This is a genomic window from Neorhizobium sp. IRS_2294 (assembly GCF_050500145.1).
Lineage (GTDB): Bacteria > Pseudomonadota > Alphaproteobacteria > Rhizobiales > Rhizobiaceae > Neorhizobium > Neorhizobium soli.
Map to the genome: position 1 here is coordinate 515,622 of NZ_CP191440.1, position 15,570 is coordinate 531,191.

Genomic DNA, 15,570 nt, shown 5'->3' on the forward strand with positions numbered 1-15,570 from the left:
TCAAACTTGACAACTTTGTTATTTTGGTGATTTTCACGGTGGCCAGAGGAGACGCCGATGACGCCTGAACAGATTGCAACCGTCATGACCGGCACGGTGAAAGCCGTCGGAAATGGACGACACGAGGCCATGCTGGCTTCCCCGATGATCCAGAACCACGCCTCATTCCTGCACCTCGCCGAAGACGGCGCGCTGATCTGCGCCTGGTTCGGCGGCACGCTGGAAGGCAAGTCGGATATCTCGATCTTTGCTTCCGTTCTGGCGCCGGGGTCTGACACATGGGGCGAGCCGCAGCGGTTGAGTTTCGACCCCGCCCATTCCGAACAGAACCCGGTTCTGTTTGCGGCACCTGAAGGCGGCCTGCTCCTGTTCCACACGTCTCAGCCTTCAGGCAATCAGGACGAATGCCGTATCCGCATGGCGGAGGTAAATCGCGATGCCGGTGACGCGACCAAACTGACGGTCAGCGATGGACGCTATCTCGATTTGCCGCGCGGCTGCTTCGTTCGAGCACCGCTGACCGTTCGCGACGATGGAGCCTGGCTATTGCCGATCTTCCGCTGCATCCAGCGTCCTGGCCAGAAATGGAACGGCAGCCATGATCGCGCAGCCCTCGGCATTTCCGAAGATCACGGCAAAACTTGGCGTCTGGACGACCTCGATCAGTCGACCGGCTGCGTCCATATGAGCCCGGTGTCCATAGGAGACAACAAGTACGCCGCCGTGTTCCGCCGCAGGCAGGCCGATTTCGTCTATCGCACCGAGAGTGTCGACGGCGGCCGTACATGGTCCGCGCCCGAAGCGACCGACGTTCCCAACAACAATTCATCGATCGCCGCAACCCGCCTGCAGGATGGCCGTATCGCGATGATCTGCAACCCGACCAATGCGGACATGTCCACAGACCGCCGCGCCTCGCTTTACGACGAGTTGGGCGAAGGCGACGACCGGCCGGATGCCAATCCGGATGGCGGCTGCGTGCCGATCTGGGGTGTGCCCCGTGCGCCGGTTGCCGTCTGCATTTCCGACGACGGAGCAAAAAGCTTCTCGCAGCGGATCATCATCGAGGATGGTCCCGGCACCTGCCTGTCGAACAATTCGATCGACGGTCACAACAAGGAAATGTCCTATCCGTCGCTGCTTGAGGGTAACGACGGCAGTCTTCATATCGCCTACACCTATTACAGGCGCTCCATCAAATACGTTCGTCTGGCGCCAGGCTGGGCCAGTTCAGCAGCGGGAGAACAAGCATGAGCAACATCATCGGCATCACCATGGGTGACCCCTGCGGCGTCGGACCTGAAATCACGGTGCGGGCGCTGGCCGAAATGAGCGACGCGGATCGTGCGGTCACGCGCATCTATGGAAACCTGCCGACGCTGGAAGCCGCCCGCAAGGCGCTGAACGTCGAGATCGATCTTGCGGCCTATGTCGTTGACCTGCCGATCGAAGGGGCACCGCTACCCTGGGGCCAGCTTTCACCGGTCGCCGGAGATGCGGCATTCCGCTTTATCGAAAAGGCCGTGCGCGATTCCGAAGCCGGCGTGATCGGCTGCATTGTGACAGCCCCGATCAACAAGGAAGCGCTCAACCTTGCCGGCCATCATTACGACGGCCATACCGGCATGCTGCGCAGCCTGACGAAATCGGCAGCCGCCTATATGCTGCTCGCTTCGGAAAAGCTGAAGGTCATCCACGTTTCCACCCATGTCTCGCTGCAGGAAGCGATCCGCCGCGCAACCACCGAACGGGTGCTGGCCACCATCAAGGCCGGCAACAATCACCTGAAGCGCACCGGTTACGAGCGTCCGCGCATCGCCGTTGCAGGCATCAATCCGCATTGCGGTGAAAACGGCCTGTTCGGCACCGAGGATGACGACCAGATCGCGCCAGCAGTGGCTGCCGCCCGCGCCGAAGGCATCGATGCCTATGGCCCGATCTCGGCCGACACCGTGTTCCACCGTGCCTATTCCGGCGGCTTCGACCTCGTCGTCGCGCAGTATCACGATCAGGGTCATATCCCGATCAAGCTCGTCGCTTTCGATACGGCCGTGAACGTCTCCGTCGATCTTACCATCGACCGCACGTCCGTCGACCACGGCACAGCCTTCGACATCGCCGGCAAGGGCATCGCCAACCACGGAAACATGCTGTCGGCCATCGCCTATGCCCGCAAACTGGTAGCCGGCGGCAAGGGAGAGCAGACATGAGCAGCGCTCCATTAATCGTCTTGCATCAACCAAAACGACTTGTCATCGGCGCCGGTAGCGTCGGCGAGGTCAGCACCTGGGCTGGAGCGGTTTCCTCCACGCTGGTAATCGCAACACCGATTACAGCCGGCTTCATCGATCGACTGAAACTGCCGGGCAAGGTTACCCTGTTCGATGCCATTCCCGGCGAGCCGGAGATCGAAACGCTTGATGCCGCACTGGCAGCTGCCCGTGCCGCAAAGCCGGATCTCGTTATCGGCCTCGGCGGCGGTTCCGTCATGGACGTGGCCAAGCTTGTCGCCGCTCTCTGGGATAGCGAACAGACGCTGTCCGATGTCGCCGGCCCCAACAAGGTGGCAGGGCGCAGCACGCGGCTGGCGCAGGTTGCCACAACGGCCGGAACAGGCTCGGAAGCCGGCATCCGCTCGCTGATCACCGATCCCGTAAAGGGCGCGAAGATTGCCGTCGAATCCCCTCACCTCATCGCCGATCTTGCAGTGCTAGACCCGGAACTCACCTACTCGGTTCCGCCGGCGGTCACCGCTGCAACCGGCGTCGATGCGATGGCGCATTGCGTCGAGGCCTTCACCAGCAAGCGTTCGCATCCGATGATCGACGGTTTTGCGCGCATGGGCATTCACCTCGTCGGCAAGTTCTTGGGCCGCGCGGTCAAGGACGGCGCAGATCGTGAGGCCCGCGAAGGGCTGATGCTGGCGTCCTATTACGGCGGCATCTGCCTCGGGCCTGTCAATACCGCGGCAGGCCATGCCATCGCCTATCCGCTCGGCACGCTGCTGCATCTGCCGCATGGACTGGCCAATGCCATCGTGTTTCCCCACGTCTTGGCGTTCAACGCGCCAGTGGCAAAGGACAAGACTGCGGAAGTAGCACAGGCGCTGGGGCTAGGCCAAAATCTCTCGCAGGCCGACCTGTCCGCGCAGGCCTATGGCTTCTGTGCTGATCTCGGCATCGAGATGTCATTGGCAAAACATGGCGCGACCAAAGCCGATCTTCCGCGCTTTGCCGCAGATGCGCATGCCATCCGTCGCCTCATGGACAACAACCCGGCCGATATGAGCGTGGATGACGTTCTGGCGATCTATCGCGCGAGCTTCTGAGAACCTCGCTCCAGTGAAAAAGGCGGTGCCGCGAAGCGCCGCCTTTTGCGTCTCATACCGAAGTCAAATCGCTCGCGATCCTTAAGATCCAGGCTAGAGATGCGACGACTGAAAGAGCCTCTCCCGCGATCCCTTCAGATGCTCGAACATCAGACGGCGCGCATCATCCTCGTTGCTGTTGGCGATCGCCGTCGCAATCGCTTCATGCTCGCCAAATACGCGCGACAGGCCGGACGCTTCCCTCTTGATCGAGGCGCCATGGAATTTCATGCCGACCGCAATATGATCCTTCAGGGCTTCCATGGCGGTGGTAAAATAATTGTTCTGCCCGGCCCGGGCGATGGCGAGATGGAACTGAAAGTCGGCATCCTCGCGGTGTGACTGACGGTTCGTGGCATCGCGCAGCAGTTCCAGCGCCTGGCGGATCGCCTTCAGACTGTCGGCATCGTGACGGGCGGCAGCGGCAGCGGCGGCAGCCGGCTCCATCGTCAGGCGGAATTCGTAACAGTTGAGAAGGTCTGCGACGTTTTCCAATTGGCCGAAACCGAGGGGATTGCGCAAGCCCACCGAGCGGACGAAACTGCCGGCACCGCGCCTTGAATAGATCAGGCTCTGGTCGCGCAGCCGTTTCAGTGCTTCGCGGATGACGGGTCGGGACACCTCGAATTCGGCGGCCAGATCGTGTTCCGTCGGCAGGCGCTCGTCGGGCTTGTACGCACCGGACTTGATTGCGCGCAACATCCGCTCGAACACGATATCCGCAAGGCCCTTGCGGGCGGTTCCCGTTTCCAGTCCCATCGTCAACCTGCCTTTCGCAGGACCATGTCTGCAATTTGCTTCAACGTATGGGGATGACCGAAGCCACCCGATTTTGCAATAATGCAGCGCCCTTGTGCCGACGCAAGACCAAGACCCGGCAGGCATTCGCCATGCAGACGCAGCCTCGACAGGCCCAGCCGACGCAGCACCGCCTCGGCCGTCGCTCCACCGGAGAGAAGCAGCGTTCCGTCGTAACCGGCAAGGTTCTCGTGCACGCCGTCAGCCAGAGCTTCCGCCACAAGCTGCGCATCGAGCTCTTCCTCACCCGGCGTCGCGTGCACCAGCGTCAGATCAGGTCTTGTCCCACTTTCCGCGTCCAGCCGGCCGTTCGGCGCAGGCAGATACGTCAGGCTGTGGCCGTTGCGCAGGGCGTCGATCTGCGCAAGCGTGATCGGATCGCGCGATCCGATGACAAATGTGATCGGACCGGACGGGATGGTCGCTGCCTGCGCATCGACCTTGTTCGTCATGCGACGGGCGAGCGCTTCTGCAAGACCGCGAGCGCCGATCAGCAGATCGGTCCCGTTGTTCTCAGCGACGTCGAGCGCAACGTCCATGTCGGCGGCTGAGCTAGCGTCAGGGATATGGGCACGAGCTGTGTGCGCACCGAGCCTGTCGGCGATCACGATCGGAGCGTCGATACCAAAGCCGGTGACACATCCGTTCGCAACCACCCGACCGAACTCTGGTATCCCAGGCGCAACGAGGGCACGTGTGAAAGGGATGGCGTCCAGTTCGGCAACGATATTTCCCTTGAGGCGGGAATCGACCTTCTTGAACAGCCGCGTTCCCGGCGGCAGCAAGGTGATTGTCGCAGCTGTGGCGGCACGTGCTTCGCCGGCACTTGTTTCGCGGGTGTTGAGGTTGATGGACAGAACGTCGGGGCGATCGGCGACGATCCCCGTAATTGCATCAAGGTTGAGCGCCACGTCGGTGCGAATACCTCGCCCGGCAAAAGGCGCCGCCGAGTCGAGCGCACCGGTCAGGTCGTCCGCAAGAATGACTAACATACGCCTCCACCTACCTATGTTGTAAGCTTTATACCACGGAAAAGCGCTTATAAGTCAACATGGGTATGGAGTGAAATGACAAATGTATGGTCACCGTCAACCACGACGTGACTGGGCCAGCTGACGCGCTGCTCGACTTTTTCGTCGACATTGCGAATCTTGGCGAGCGTCTTCGTCCGGAGCATTCCTACAGCCTCAGCTTGCTATCTGTCGCACAAATTGCCAGATCGAGGCAGGCTTGGATCGCGTCCATTTGAGACACGGTCGATCGGTTTAGGAGCCGTCAGCCGTCACGCGGCTGCTTTACATAACACTGATGCTCCTGCCTGACTGCCCGCCTCAGCAGGACACCGAGAGAGCACGGTGCGCGATCCGCCACCCGACAAGGCAAGCGCAAACCGCTGCGATCCGCACTAAAGGCCTATGCTTCGCATCTTTGACGGAGTTCAGTCACTCTTTTTATATGGCATTAATAAATACAGTATTCTTGAACCTTATGAATAACTGATGACTGCTTTTGAACGATTTTAATCTTAGACTCTAGTTGACTCGATAGAATACTAATCTAAACTTTTGTTGCTGATCGTTCTCTGTGGAGGAGTTTCGATGCAATATCTTGATGACGACATCGTAAATCTTCGGCGACCCGACGGTTCGGAAGCCCAGTACTACTGGGGTGATGGCTGCAATGTCCTGTCTGAGCCAGAGGGCAAGAAAGAGGTTGAGATCGTCGGTCTCCGGGGAGTTGTAGACCGAGGATTTATCGATGGGCGGGCTCGACTTCGGTCGGATGCATTGCTCCGTCTGTCGATGGTCGACGTCCAGCAAGGCGATGGCCTGATCATCGAAACGCCGAGCGGTAAAGTGATCTTCATCGACGGCGGCGACAACCAGCTCTTTGCTCGGCATGCCAATGCGCGATTTCCGAAAACAAGCGATGACGATCCACTGATTGTCGATCTCATTCTCATCACGCACGGTGACGCCGACCATTTTGATGGCCTTACCGAACTGCGAAAGTCGGAAACCGATACGAGACCTCAAAAGCGGATATTTGTCGCCCCGAAGCGGATTTTTCACAATGGCATCGTGAAACGCCCGCTGAAGAAGCTTACCGGCGAACGCCGAAAAGAAACCGAGATGTTCGGCAGGACCGTAGAGGCAGATGGAAGGATATTCATTGTCGACCTCGTGGACGATCAAGCTACCGTCCCGGAAGTTGACAGAAACGGGAAGTTCAACACTTGGGTCGAGACCCTCGAAGCGTGGGGACCACGCGTCGAACGCGCAACCGGGAAGCCGATTGAGAAGCGGCGTCTTGATCACACAAGTGTAGGTGCCTTCGACTTTCTCGCCGCCGACAATATCTCGGTGGAGCTTCTTGGCCCCATTACCGATATTATCGACAAGGATGTCGGCTTGCGGTTTTTGGGTGAACCACCGGACGATGCAAATCTCATGTTAGGGACTGTCGCCGCCAAGGTTGGCTCTCCCTCCGCGTCTCATACGATCAACGGACATTCGATCAACTTCCGTCTCCGCTACGGCAACGTTCGGTTTCTCTTTACCGGCGACATGAACCAGGAGGCCGGGCAACGGTTGCGAGAGGCGCTACCCGGTGCAGCCGTCCGCGCGGAAATCCTGAAGGCGCCTCACCATGGGTCCGCCGACTTCGACATGGAGTTTCTCAAGGAGGTCTCTCCGGTCGTGTCGTTGATTTCGTCAGGAGACGAGAGCGAAGCTAAGGAATACATTCACCCACGCGCCACTCTTATAGCAGCTCTTGGAAAAGCCGGGCGAACAACACCTTCCATCATATTCTGCACTGAGCTCGCGGCTTTTTTCAAGGTCCTTGGCTCTGTGAATGACCCCAAGGATGCCGCGAGGAAGGTGTTCGCTTTTGAGCGAACCAATTTCGGTATCTCTCACGTTAGGACAGATGGTGAGCGGGTGCTCGCTTTCACTCACTCAGGCAAGAAATTTATGAACGAGGCGTATCGATTTAAGGTCTCGGCCACAGGCGAGATTTCGTTCGCAGCAAAAGCCGTGAGGCGGGCGGCGCCAAAGCTTTAGGCTAAACTGCCGCAGGCACGCGGCGCGTTGGCTTGCCCTGTCATTTTGACTGATCCACTCGCAAACGGAGGACGTCAGACTTTACAGAAACTGTCGTTCTCAAGCTGATCAACCAACCTGCAATTGTCACGACACTGCTATTCGATGAATTCTAACTGTGGGAGCCCTGACATGCCGCTGAAAAACTACGCCGTCCTGAAGGGACGTCCGACGAACAACCGCCTCGCAACAGGCGCAAATCCCCACTATCAGGTTTTGGTATCCGAAAACGGAACCATGCATCGCATTGCGATCAATGTCAGATCACAGGACGGGAGCGAAGTACAGTTCTTGGTCCGCTCGGCCTTTGAGCATCCGATCACGGAAAAGATTGCGGCGTTGTCCGAGGGGCTTCACCGCGCAGCAAGCGTTCCAGATGGCATCGCTCTCAACTTCATTCGGAGCAATCTCATGCAGCCTTGGGAGCTAAAGCCCTTGCCGCTTTCAGCCACAGGGCCAGACAACGACCTGAACGAAAAGATCGACGCTTATGTGCAGCGCGCCATGTCCGATGAAGAGTCTTGGATCTATGCATTTGGCGAAACCTGGGGTCCAGAACCCGACAAAGCGGACAAGTATTTCGGTTTCAAGCCAGGTCGCGGCATTCATGATATCCATATGAACCAGGGTAACCCGCCCGGTAAATTCGCGAGCGACAACGGCAAATTCCAAGATGGTGCGCTGATTTTCGAATTCCCGAACGAAAACCAGTGGGTGGCGATCTTCCTCAAGTTTCAGACGCAAGCTTGGCATTCCGACGACGATAGCGCCGATCCGATCGTCCCGGCCAATCCAGTTCACGATGGTGAGCCACATACGCCGGTCGATCGCGACCGAATTCCGCCGTTTGACGTTCCTGATGGACTGGTGCGGATCATCGCAGCACTTGTCAACGACGTGCGCACCCCCGAACGCGAGACCGTCACCCTACTGAATACGGCCGACGTTGCCGTTCAGCTCGATGGATGGATGATCAAGGATAAGCAGAAGAATACGATGACGCTGTCCGGCACGATCGCTGCTGGCGCGACCATGAGCATCGAGATCAAGTCACCAGCCGCTTTGTCTAACAAGGGAGGGATCATAACTCTGTTGAACGTCGATGGCGTCAAGGTGCATGGCGTTTCATACACCAAGGGTCAGGCGCGCCAACCTGGGCGAACCATTCCATTTCAGCCGTGACCAAACTTTACCACAGAGAAGCGCTATCGCGACATCCGCTTCCGAGCCTTCAAGTTGAACGGACGAGAACCATCGACCTGCCGTCAGAACATCCGTCCCTTTATGGTCTTGCTATCGCGTGTACGATGCCCTCGACCGTCCAAGGTGCGTAAGGACCGCACCGCCAACATCCTTAGCCGCCAGTCGATGGAGGCTCTTCATGCTCAACCAGCGTGAATTTCTCCTTGCCGGTCCAGATGAGCACGTCCGTGTAATAGGTCATCAGCCATGCCAGCATCGCTTCACTGACTGCAATTAAGATCGGGTTTCCGGTGATCTGCGCGATGCGCGTGTGAAACTGCATATCTGCTGCGATAAACTCCTCGGCTTTTCCCATGGATCGGCGTTGGTGTTCGATGATGTCAGAGTTCAGCGCTTTTGAATGTGAGGAAGCTGGCGATGGTGGAAGAGCAACGCTCGCTCCGTTTGCGACGGGACGGCTTATGTTGACGAGCCGTCCTGCCGCCCCGACTTGACCTTACCCCAAGATGGAGGGCTCCAAGGCGGTGGAGCACTCGACCACGAACATACTTACCGCGTTGGAGGGACCGCACTTCGACGGCCACCTCGGCACCGTCCATCGGCGAGCGCTGTTCAATAATACTCAACTCGCCCAAAAACTAAGCGCACAGCAAATTGCTCAAAAATAGCCTTGACGAAATGTCATGACGTTATACTCTATCGCCATGAGCTGGAATGATACCGATCTTGAAGAAAGCCCGATACCACGCTGGTCGCAGATTGCGGACCGGTTGCGGACGGACATCGAGAGCGGCAGTTTCAAGCCTGGCGATGTTCTGCCGGGGGAAGCGGAGATCAACAAGCGCTTCGGTGTCAGCCGGAGTACCTCACGGGCAGCTCTGGACTATCTGGAAACCGAAGGTCTCATCAAGCGACGCTCCGGCGTCGGGTCGATCGTCATCGAACCGCGTGTCGAGCGTCCGTTGAACCAGATCTCCTCGTTTTCGGAAGACATGCGTCGGCGCGGTCTGACACCCGGCTATCGAACACGATCCGTCAAGGTCGTGTCCGCCAGTGCGGCAATCGCTTTGGAGCTACAACTCCAGCCCGGCGACGACGTGGTGGAGATCGACAGGACAATGCTGGCGGACGGCATGCCGCTTGCAACCTCGATCACATATCTGCGCCCGCAACTGTTCAAGAAGTCGGGTATTCCGACGATCGAGGAACTGGATAGCGGCTCGCTTTACGAAAGACTGCGGCGCGACGACATCGTTTTCGCCGGTGGCGACGAACGCATCGAAGCCGCAATGGCCGACACCATGACGGCCCGCATCCTCAACGTCCGGCAGCCGGCGGTCGTGCTGATCTGCCACCGAACCTCCTGGATGCCCGACAGGCAGCCAGTGGAATACGTCGTTCTGCACTATCTCGCAGAACGCTACAGCTTCCACGTGAAGCTCATCAAAGCCTGACAGCTCGAAAGGCTGATCGCAACACAGGAGCCCGCGGCTTGGTCGGGGGCTCTGCCGGCTATCCGTGCCGTTTCGGCAGCCGTCGATACTCACAACATTCGTATCCATCTGTCCCGACGGGCTTCCCGGCGCAGGACAGGTGCGTCCCGAAGAATACTGAACACAGAACAACAATAATAATCGCCAGAGAAGGAACATGACGTTGACGACTATACGCAGCTCGTTTCTGGGCCTAGCAGCCCTCTCCCTGTCTCTTTTGCCCGTCGCAGCTTCCGCTCAGACGCCCGAAAAAGGCGGCACGCTGAACATCGGCGTCGTCTCGGATCCCGTGACGCTGGATCCCGCCTTCTTCGCCTCCTATTTCGAGCTCTACGAGCAATACCTGATTTACGAACCCCTGCTGACCATGACGCCGGATCTCAAGGTCGTCCCGGGCATTGCCAGTTACAAACAGGTCGATGACCTCACCTACACGTTCGAGATCAAGCCGGGCGTGACGTTCCAGGACGGAACCCCTTACGACGCTGCAGCCGCGAAGTTCAATCTCGACCGCATGCTGGACCAAAAGACCGGTTCGCCACGTCGTTCGGATCTCGGCCCGATCGCATCGGTTGAGGTTACGGGGCCGCTTGCTTTCACCGTCAAGTTCTCTCAGCCCTACGCGCAGTTTCCCTTGGTGATGACGAACCGTGCGGGCCTTTTCGTCTCGCCGACCGCGCTGCAGAAACTCGGTCCTGATTTCGCAACCAAGGGGGTTGGTGCCGGACCTTTCAAGCTCGATAGCTGGACCAAAAACGGCCAGATGGTGCTCTCTGCCTTCGACGGCTATCACAAGGGACGTGCCCCCCTCGACAAGGTCATCATTCGACCAATCCCTGACGAAACGCTGCGCACGGCCGGCCTGAAAAGTGGCGATCTCCAACTGGTCGACATCGTCCCGCCGCAGAGCCTGGCGCAGATCAAGACCGATCCATCTGTCAATGTGGCCGACATTCCGGGCCTCGGCTTCAATGCCTTCTCGATCAACAATACCAAGCCCCCCTTCAACGATATGAAGGTCCGTCAGGCGCTGCTGTATTCCGTCGACAAGGACGTCGTGAACAAGGTGGCCTACTTCAATACGGGTTCGCCTGCCTTTGGCCCCGTTCCACCACCGATCACCTCGGCGTTCGATCCGAACTTCAAGCCCTACAAGCGTGACGTTGCAAAGGCCAAACAACTGCTAGCCGAGGCCGGCCATCCGGACGGTGTGCCGTTCGCGATCACCGTCGTCGCCTCGCCCCTGCAGCTTCGCGTCGCACAGATCATCCAGGCGCAGGCGCAGGAAGCCGGCTTCAAGGTCTCGGTCCGTCAGGTTGACGCGACAAGCCTGATCTCGGTCCTTCAGAAGAAGGACTTCGATATCTCCTGGTCACCCTGGACCGGTCGTCCGGACCCGGACGGCAACATGTACAACTGGTTCACCAAAGGCGGTCCGAACAACTTCTCGGGCTACAGCAATGATGACGTCGACAGCCTGATGAAAAAGGCCCGTGTCAGCGCCGACCAGTCCGAACGCGCGGCGATGTACAGGCAGGCACAGCAGATGATTTCCGACGACGCCGGAATGCTGTTCCTGCATTTTGACTCGACGCTGCAGGGCTCGACCAAGAAGCTTCACTGGACCCCTTACCCAGACACCGCCTTCCGCCTCGGAGACGCGTGGCTCCAGAAGTGACCCCTTCCGCTCTCCTCTAACTTCACGACACACCGTCGCGCGCCCTGCTGCGTCGCGACGGTGCCAAAAGACTGCAAAAGCAAAAAGGCAACCAGATGAGTGAAACACCAAAGGCAAAACCGGTCTTCCGCGTGAAGCCAAATGCCATCGAGCAGATTTTCGGCCGCCGCAAGGCCGTCATCGGAGTGATCCATTCCCTCGCTCTTCCAGGCTCACCGGATTATGACGGTCAGCCGATGTCCGAGATTGTCGATTTTGCCGTTGCCGAGGCAGAGCGTTACAAGACCGGCGGCGTCGATGGCCTGATCGTCGAGAACCACGGCGACATCCCGTTCGCCAAGCCGGACAATCTCGGCCCGGAAACCGCCGCTTCGATGGCTGTCATGACTGATGCGGTGCGTCGCGCAACCGGCATTCCGGTCGGCGTTAATGTTCTGGCCAACGGGGCAATCCAGGCGATTGCCGTCGCCAAGGCCGCTGGCGCCGCCTTCGTGCGCGTCAACCAGTGGTCCAATGCCTATGTCGCAAACGAAGGCCTGATGGACGGACCTGCCGGAGAAGCTGCGCGCTACCGTGCGTACCTCCGCGCCCGCGACATCAAGATCTTTGCCGACGTGCACGTCAAGCACGGCGCCCATGCGATCACCGGCGACCGCACCATCCAGGAACTTGCCCGCGACAACGAATTCTTCGACGCCGACGTAGCGATCGCCACAGGCCAGCGCACCGGCGATTCCGCCACCATGGAAGAGCTCCAGACCATCGATAGCGGCACGTCGCTTCCCGTCGCCGTCGGCTCCGGCGTCACGCCAGACAATGTCGGCGATATATTCTCGGTCGCAGACGCCGTCATCGTCGCAAGCTACCTGAAACGCGATGGCGTCTGGTGGAACCCGGTCGATCCCGAGCGCCTGAACGTCTTTATGCAGGCCGTCAAGAAGGCAAGGAGCTGACCGCGCGTGGCTAAGGTCCTTGTACTCGGCAATGCCGGGCTCGATATCAGCCTGCAGATGCCACGCCTGCCCGAGCGGGGCGAAACTCTGCTCGGCGACGGTGCCATGCGTGCGCCTGGCGGCAAGGGCCTTAATCAGGCGGTCGTTGCCGCCCGCGCGGGGGCCGATACGCGCTTTGCCGGCCCGATCGGCAATGACGGCATGGGCGAGGAGATCATCCGAATCCTCGGTGCCGAACAAAACCTGGTCTTCGAACCGCAGCGGTCGGAAGGCTCAAGCGATTTTTCGCTCCTGATGGTCTTGCCCGATGGCGAAAACAGCATCGTCACCGCCGGCGCCTGTGCCGCCGCCTTCTCTCAAGAAGCCGCGTCCCGCTTCGCCGCCAAGACTGAGGCAGGCGATCTCTTCCTTGCCCAGGGAAATCTGACGCAGGAGACGACACTTGCCGGGTTCAAGGCCGCACGCGACCGCGGCGCCTATACGGTCTTCAACCCGGCCCCGATCTGGTGGGATGCCACGCCGCTGCTTGCCCACTGCGATATTCTTGTCGTCAATCGCGGTGAGGCCGAAGCCATCAGTGGTCTGGATGATCCCCGTGCTGCGGCTGCAAGGCTTCACGAACGAGGCGCAAAAACCACCATCATCACGCTCGGTGGCGACGGCTGTCTGGTGCGCTCGAGCGGCACCACTCGGCACCACGAAGCGATTGCCGTCAAGGTCAGGGACACGACCGGCTGCGGCGACACGTTTTGCGGCGCGCTGTGCGCGACCCTCTCGCTCGGCCATTCGTTGGAGAAAGCGATCGCCTATGCCCAATCTGCTGCATCCATCACGGCCACGCGTCCCGGCGCCTTCCGCGCACTGCCCAGCCCTGCCGAACTCTCCGCCCTTTGCAAAACGGAGGCCTGACGTGATGGCGCAAACAGAACAGAACCTTCTTCTGGACATCGATCGCATGTCCGTGGCCCTCGGTCCGCCGGGCAAGCGAGTTCGGATCGTGAGGGATGTTTCGCTGGAAATTGCCCCTGGCCGCATCACTTGCGTTGTCGGAGAGTCAGGATCCGGCAAGAGCGTTTTCGCCATGTCGCTGATGCGGTTAATGTCGGACGATATTTCGGAAATGACGGCAGAGAAGGCGCTGTTCGAAGGCCAGGATCTCAAGACTCTGACCGAACGCGACATGCTCAAGCTGCGCGGCAGCCGCATGGCGATGATCTTTCAAGAGCCTATGACCAGTCTCAATCCGGTCTTCACAATCGGAGACCAGATTGCCGAGGCAGTCCAGCTTCATCAGAAGGTATCCGCGGCCGAAGCCCGGAAAAAGGCGCTCGCGGCTTTGCAGAGCGTTCATATTCCTGCCGCCGAGCGCAGGCTCGATGCCTATCCGCACGAACTGTCAGGCGGCATGCGCCAGCGCGTAATGATCGCCATGGCGCTGGCCTGCGAACCGTCGCTGCTGATCGCCGACGAGCCGACGACGGCGCTCGACGTCACCATTCAGGCGCAGATCCTTGCCTTGCTGATGGAGCTTCGCGAGCGCTCCGGCATGGGCATCCTGTTCATCACCCACAATCTCGGCGTGGTTTCGGAAATCGCCGACGACGTGGCGGTCATGTATGCCGGCCGCATTGTCGAAAGAGCGCCGGCCGCCTCTCTGTTTACCGATGCCCAGCACCCTTACACGCTGGCCCTCCTGGCAGCGATGCCGCATCTGGGCGCGACGGTGGAGCGCCTTGAGCCCATCCTCGGCCGCATGCCGCCGCCCTGGGAGGAGGAGCTCGGCTGCCGTTTCGCGCCGCGCTGTCCGTTTGCTGCAACCGAATGCGCCAAGCTCCCGCCACTGCGCGAGATTGGCGTCGACCACCATGTCGCCTGCTGGCGCGCGCCCGTGGAGGACCTGGCATGACGCCACTGCTCGCCGCCGAAAATTTGGTGAAATCGTTTTCCGTCTCCACCGGCTGGGGAAAGCCGAAGCGCTTTTATGCGGTCGACACTGTCAGCATTTCGGTCGAGCGTGGCCGCACGCTTGCGATCGTCGGTGAATCCGGCTGCGGCAAGAGCACGGTCGGCTCCCTGCTGCTGCGCCTTCAGGATCCCGACAGCGGCAGCATCCGTCTCGACGGCGAGGATGCCATGGCTCTCGACAGCAATGGCCTTCGCCGCTTTCGTCGGCGGGTTCAGGTCGTCTTTCAGGATCCCTTTGCATCGCTCGATCCTCGCGAACGCATTCGCGAGGTCCTGGTCCGCCCCATGCTGCTGCATCGGCTTTGCGACAGGCCGGAAGCATTGAAGCGCGCCGCCGCCCTGATGGAAGCGGTCGGTCTGTCCGCCGAACAGCTGGACCGCTTCCCTCACCAGTTTTCCGGCGGCCAGAGGCAGCGCATCGCGATCGCCCGGGCGCTGTCGGTGCAGCCGGATCTGATTATCTGCGATGAGCCGGTGTCAGCGCTGGATGTTTCCGTGCAAGCGCAGGTCGTCAACCTTCTGCAGGACCTGCAGCGCGATACCGGCGTCGCCTTCATCTTCATCTCGCACGATCTCGCCGTCGTTCGCCATCTGGCCCACGATGTCGCGGTCATGTATTCGGGCCGGATCGTCGAGCAGGCGCCGACCCGCGAAGTCTTCGACAATCCCAGGCATCCCTATACCCGGGCGCTTCTGGCCGCTGCACCCCGCGTCGAGATCCAGAGAAAATCGCATGTGCTTCTGACAGGCGAGCCACCCGATCCGACCAACCGCATCGCCGGTTGCCGGTTCGCCGCGCGCTGTCCCTATGTGCAGGACCGATGCACGCAGGAGGAGCCGCCACTCGTGCCCGTGAATGCGGCCCACCTGTCGGCCTGTTTCTTCGCCACGACGCTTCCGCAGGTCGAAACGCTCCCAGACACCCTGCCGGGCACGTCCGCCTCTGCCCGCATGGCCGCCTATCGCCGCGCTCGTGACCGCCAAACGCAACAGGCTGAGGACATCTGAC

General features: G+C 59.9%; 13 protein-coding genes and 1 pseudogene. 11 read left to right on the top strand and 3 right to left on the bottom strand.

The features are described from left to right. Positions 1–57 precede the first annotated feature (57 nt). The 3 genes from ACQY1K_RS19590 to ACQY1K_RS19600 are packed head-to-tail and all read left to right on the top strand — an operon-like array spanning position 58 to position 3,328. Positions 58–1,254: a sialidase family protein gene (locus ACQY1K_RS19590; RefSeq protein ID WP_430260383.1), complete on the top strand. Its 1,197-nt coding sequence runs from the start codon at positions 58–60 to the stop codon at positions 1,252–1,254. Further along, positions 1,251–2,210 carry a 4-hydroxythreonine-4-phosphate dehydrogenase PdxA gene (gene pdxA, locus ACQY1K_RS19595; RefSeq protein WP_062459984.1) on the top strand — a complete coding sequence of 320 codons (960 nt, stop codon included), beginning with the start codon at positions 1,251–1,253 and terminating at the stop codon, positions 2,208–2,210. The genes ACQY1K_RS19590 and pdxA overlap by 4 nt, the downstream gene beginning before the upstream one ends. Next, positions 2,207–3,328: an iron-containing alcohol dehydrogenase gene (locus ACQY1K_RS19600; protein WP_430260385.1), complete on the top strand. Its 1,122-nt coding sequence runs from the start codon at positions 2,207–2,209 to the stop codon at positions 3,326–3,328. Before pdxA ends, ACQY1K_RS19600 begins: the two co-directional genes overlap by 4 nt. 93 nt (positions 3,329–3,421) lie before the next feature. Here ACQY1K_RS19600 and ACQY1K_RS19605 read toward each other — a convergent pair whose 3' ends face one another. Then, a complete protein-coding gene (locus tag ACQY1K_RS19605) occupies positions 3,422–4,126 on the bottom strand; it encodes a FadR/GntR family transcriptional regulator (protein WP_430260387.1) in 705 nt (234 codons plus the stop codon). 2 nt (positions 4,127–4,128) lie between these two features. Then, on the bottom strand, positions 4,129–5,157 hold the full coding sequence (locus tag ACQY1K_RS19610; protein WP_062459990.1) for a four-carbon acid sugar kinase family protein: 1,029 nt from the start codon (positions 5,155–5,157) through the stop codon (positions 4,129–4,131). Positions 5,158–5,763: 606 nt separating this feature from the next. Between ACQY1K_RS19610 and ACQY1K_RS19615 the strand changes: the two genes are divergently transcribed. Beyond that, positions 5,764–7,230, top strand: coding sequence for a ComEC/Rec2 family competence protein (locus ACQY1K_RS19615; RefSeq protein WP_174197796.1), 1,467 nt, complete (start codon positions 5,764–5,766; stop codon positions 7,228–7,230). Between the two features lie 171 nt (positions 7,231–7,401). Beyond that, a complete protein-coding gene (locus ACQY1K_RS19620) occupies positions 7,402–8,451 on the top strand; it encodes a DUF2278 family protein (RefSeq protein WP_430260390.1) in 1,050 nt (349 codons plus the stop codon). 111 nt (positions 8,452–8,562) lie between these two features. On the opposite strand, the pseudogene ACQY1K_RS19625 reads toward ACQY1K_RS19620, so the two are convergent. Continuing rightward, positions 8,563–8,854 (bottom strand): annotated as a pseudogene (locus tag ACQY1K_RS19625) (FCD domain-containing protein); the annotation flags it as partial. Positions 8,855–9,155: 301 nt separating this feature from the next. Here ACQY1K_RS19625 and ACQY1K_RS19630 point away from each other — a divergent pair. The 6 genes from ACQY1K_RS19630 (at position 9,156) to ACQY1K_RS19655 (ending at position 15,569) form a co-directional block, all read left to right on the top strand. Beyond that, on the top strand, positions 9,156–9,926 hold the full coding sequence (locus ACQY1K_RS19630) for a GntR family transcriptional regulator (protein ID WP_192087449.1): 771 nt from the start codon (positions 9,156–9,158) through the stop codon (positions 9,924–9,926). A gap of 196 nt (positions 9,927–10,122) precedes the next feature. Further along, positions 10,123–11,643 (top strand): ABC transporter substrate-binding protein, encoded by a 1,521-nt coding sequence (locus ACQY1K_RS19635; protein WP_430260392.1) that lies wholly within the window; start codon positions 10,123–10,125, stop codon positions 11,641–11,643. A gap of 95 nt (positions 11,644–11,738) precedes the next feature. Beyond that, positions 11,739–12,596, top strand: a complete 858-nt coding sequence (locus tag ACQY1K_RS19640; RefSeq protein WP_430260394.1) for a BtpA/SgcQ family protein — start codon at positions 11,739–11,741, stop codon at positions 12,594–12,596. Positions 12,597–12,602: 6 nt separating this feature from the next. Further along, entirely contained in the window at positions 12,603–13,505 is a 903-nt protein-coding gene (locus tag ACQY1K_RS19645) for a ribokinase (protein ID WP_430260396.1), read from the top strand. Positions 13,506–13,509: 4 nt separating this feature from the next. Further along, positions 13,510–14,502, top strand: a complete 993-nt coding sequence (locus ACQY1K_RS19650; protein ID WP_430260398.1) for an ABC transporter ATP-binding protein — start codon at positions 13,510–13,512, stop codon at positions 14,500–14,502. Continuing rightward, positions 14,499–15,569, top strand: coding sequence for an ABC transporter ATP-binding protein (locus ACQY1K_RS19655; protein ID WP_430260400.1), 1,071 nt, complete (start codon positions 14,499–14,501; stop codon positions 15,567–15,569). Before ACQY1K_RS19650 ends, ACQY1K_RS19655 begins: the two co-directional genes overlap by 4 nt. Position 15,570: the final 1 nt, after the last annotated feature.

Coding starts and splice junctions, on each gene's coding strand:
- ACQY1K_RS19590 (WP_430260383.1), top strand. CDS start 58: ATGACGCCTGAACAGATTGCAACCGTCATGACCGGCACGGTGAAAGCC.
- pdxA (WP_062459984.1), top strand. CDS start 1,251: ATGAGCAACATCATCGGCATCACCATGGGTGACCCCTGCGGCGTCGGA.
- ACQY1K_RS19600 (WP_430260385.1), top strand. CDS start 2,207: ATGAGCAGCGCTCCATTAATCGTCTTGCATCAACCAAAACGACTTGTC.
- ACQY1K_RS19605 (WP_430260387.1), bottom strand. CDS start 4,126: ATGGGACTGGAAACGGGAACCGCCCGCAAGGGCCTTGCGGATATCGTG.
- ACQY1K_RS19610 (WP_062459990.1), bottom strand. CDS start 5,157: ATGTTAGTCATTCTTGCGGACGACCTGACCGGTGCGCTCGACTCGGCG.
- ACQY1K_RS19615 (WP_174197796.1), top strand. CDS start 5,764: ATGCAATATCTTGATGACGACATCGTAAATCTTCGGCGACCCGACGGT.
- ACQY1K_RS19620 (WP_430260390.1), top strand. CDS start 7,402: ATGCCGCTGAAAAACTACGCCGTCCTGAAGGGACGTCCGACGAACAAC.
- ACQY1K_RS19630 (WP_192087449.1), top strand. CDS start 9,156: ATGACGTTATACTCTATCGCCATGAGCTGGAATGATACCGATCTTGAA.
- ACQY1K_RS19635 (WP_430260392.1), top strand. CDS start 10,123: ATGACGTTGACGACTATACGCAGCTCGTTTCTGGGCCTAGCAGCCCTC.
- ACQY1K_RS19640 (WP_430260394.1), top strand. CDS start 11,739: ATGAGTGAAACACCAAAGGCAAAACCGGTCTTCCGCGTGAAGCCAAAT.
- ACQY1K_RS19650 (WP_430260398.1), top strand. CDS start 13,510: ATGGCGCAAACAGAACAGAACCTTCTTCTGGACATCGATCGCATGTCC.
- ACQY1K_RS19655 (WP_430260400.1), top strand. CDS start 14,499: ATGACGCCACTGCTCGCCGCCGAAAATTTGGTGAAATCGTTTTCCGTC.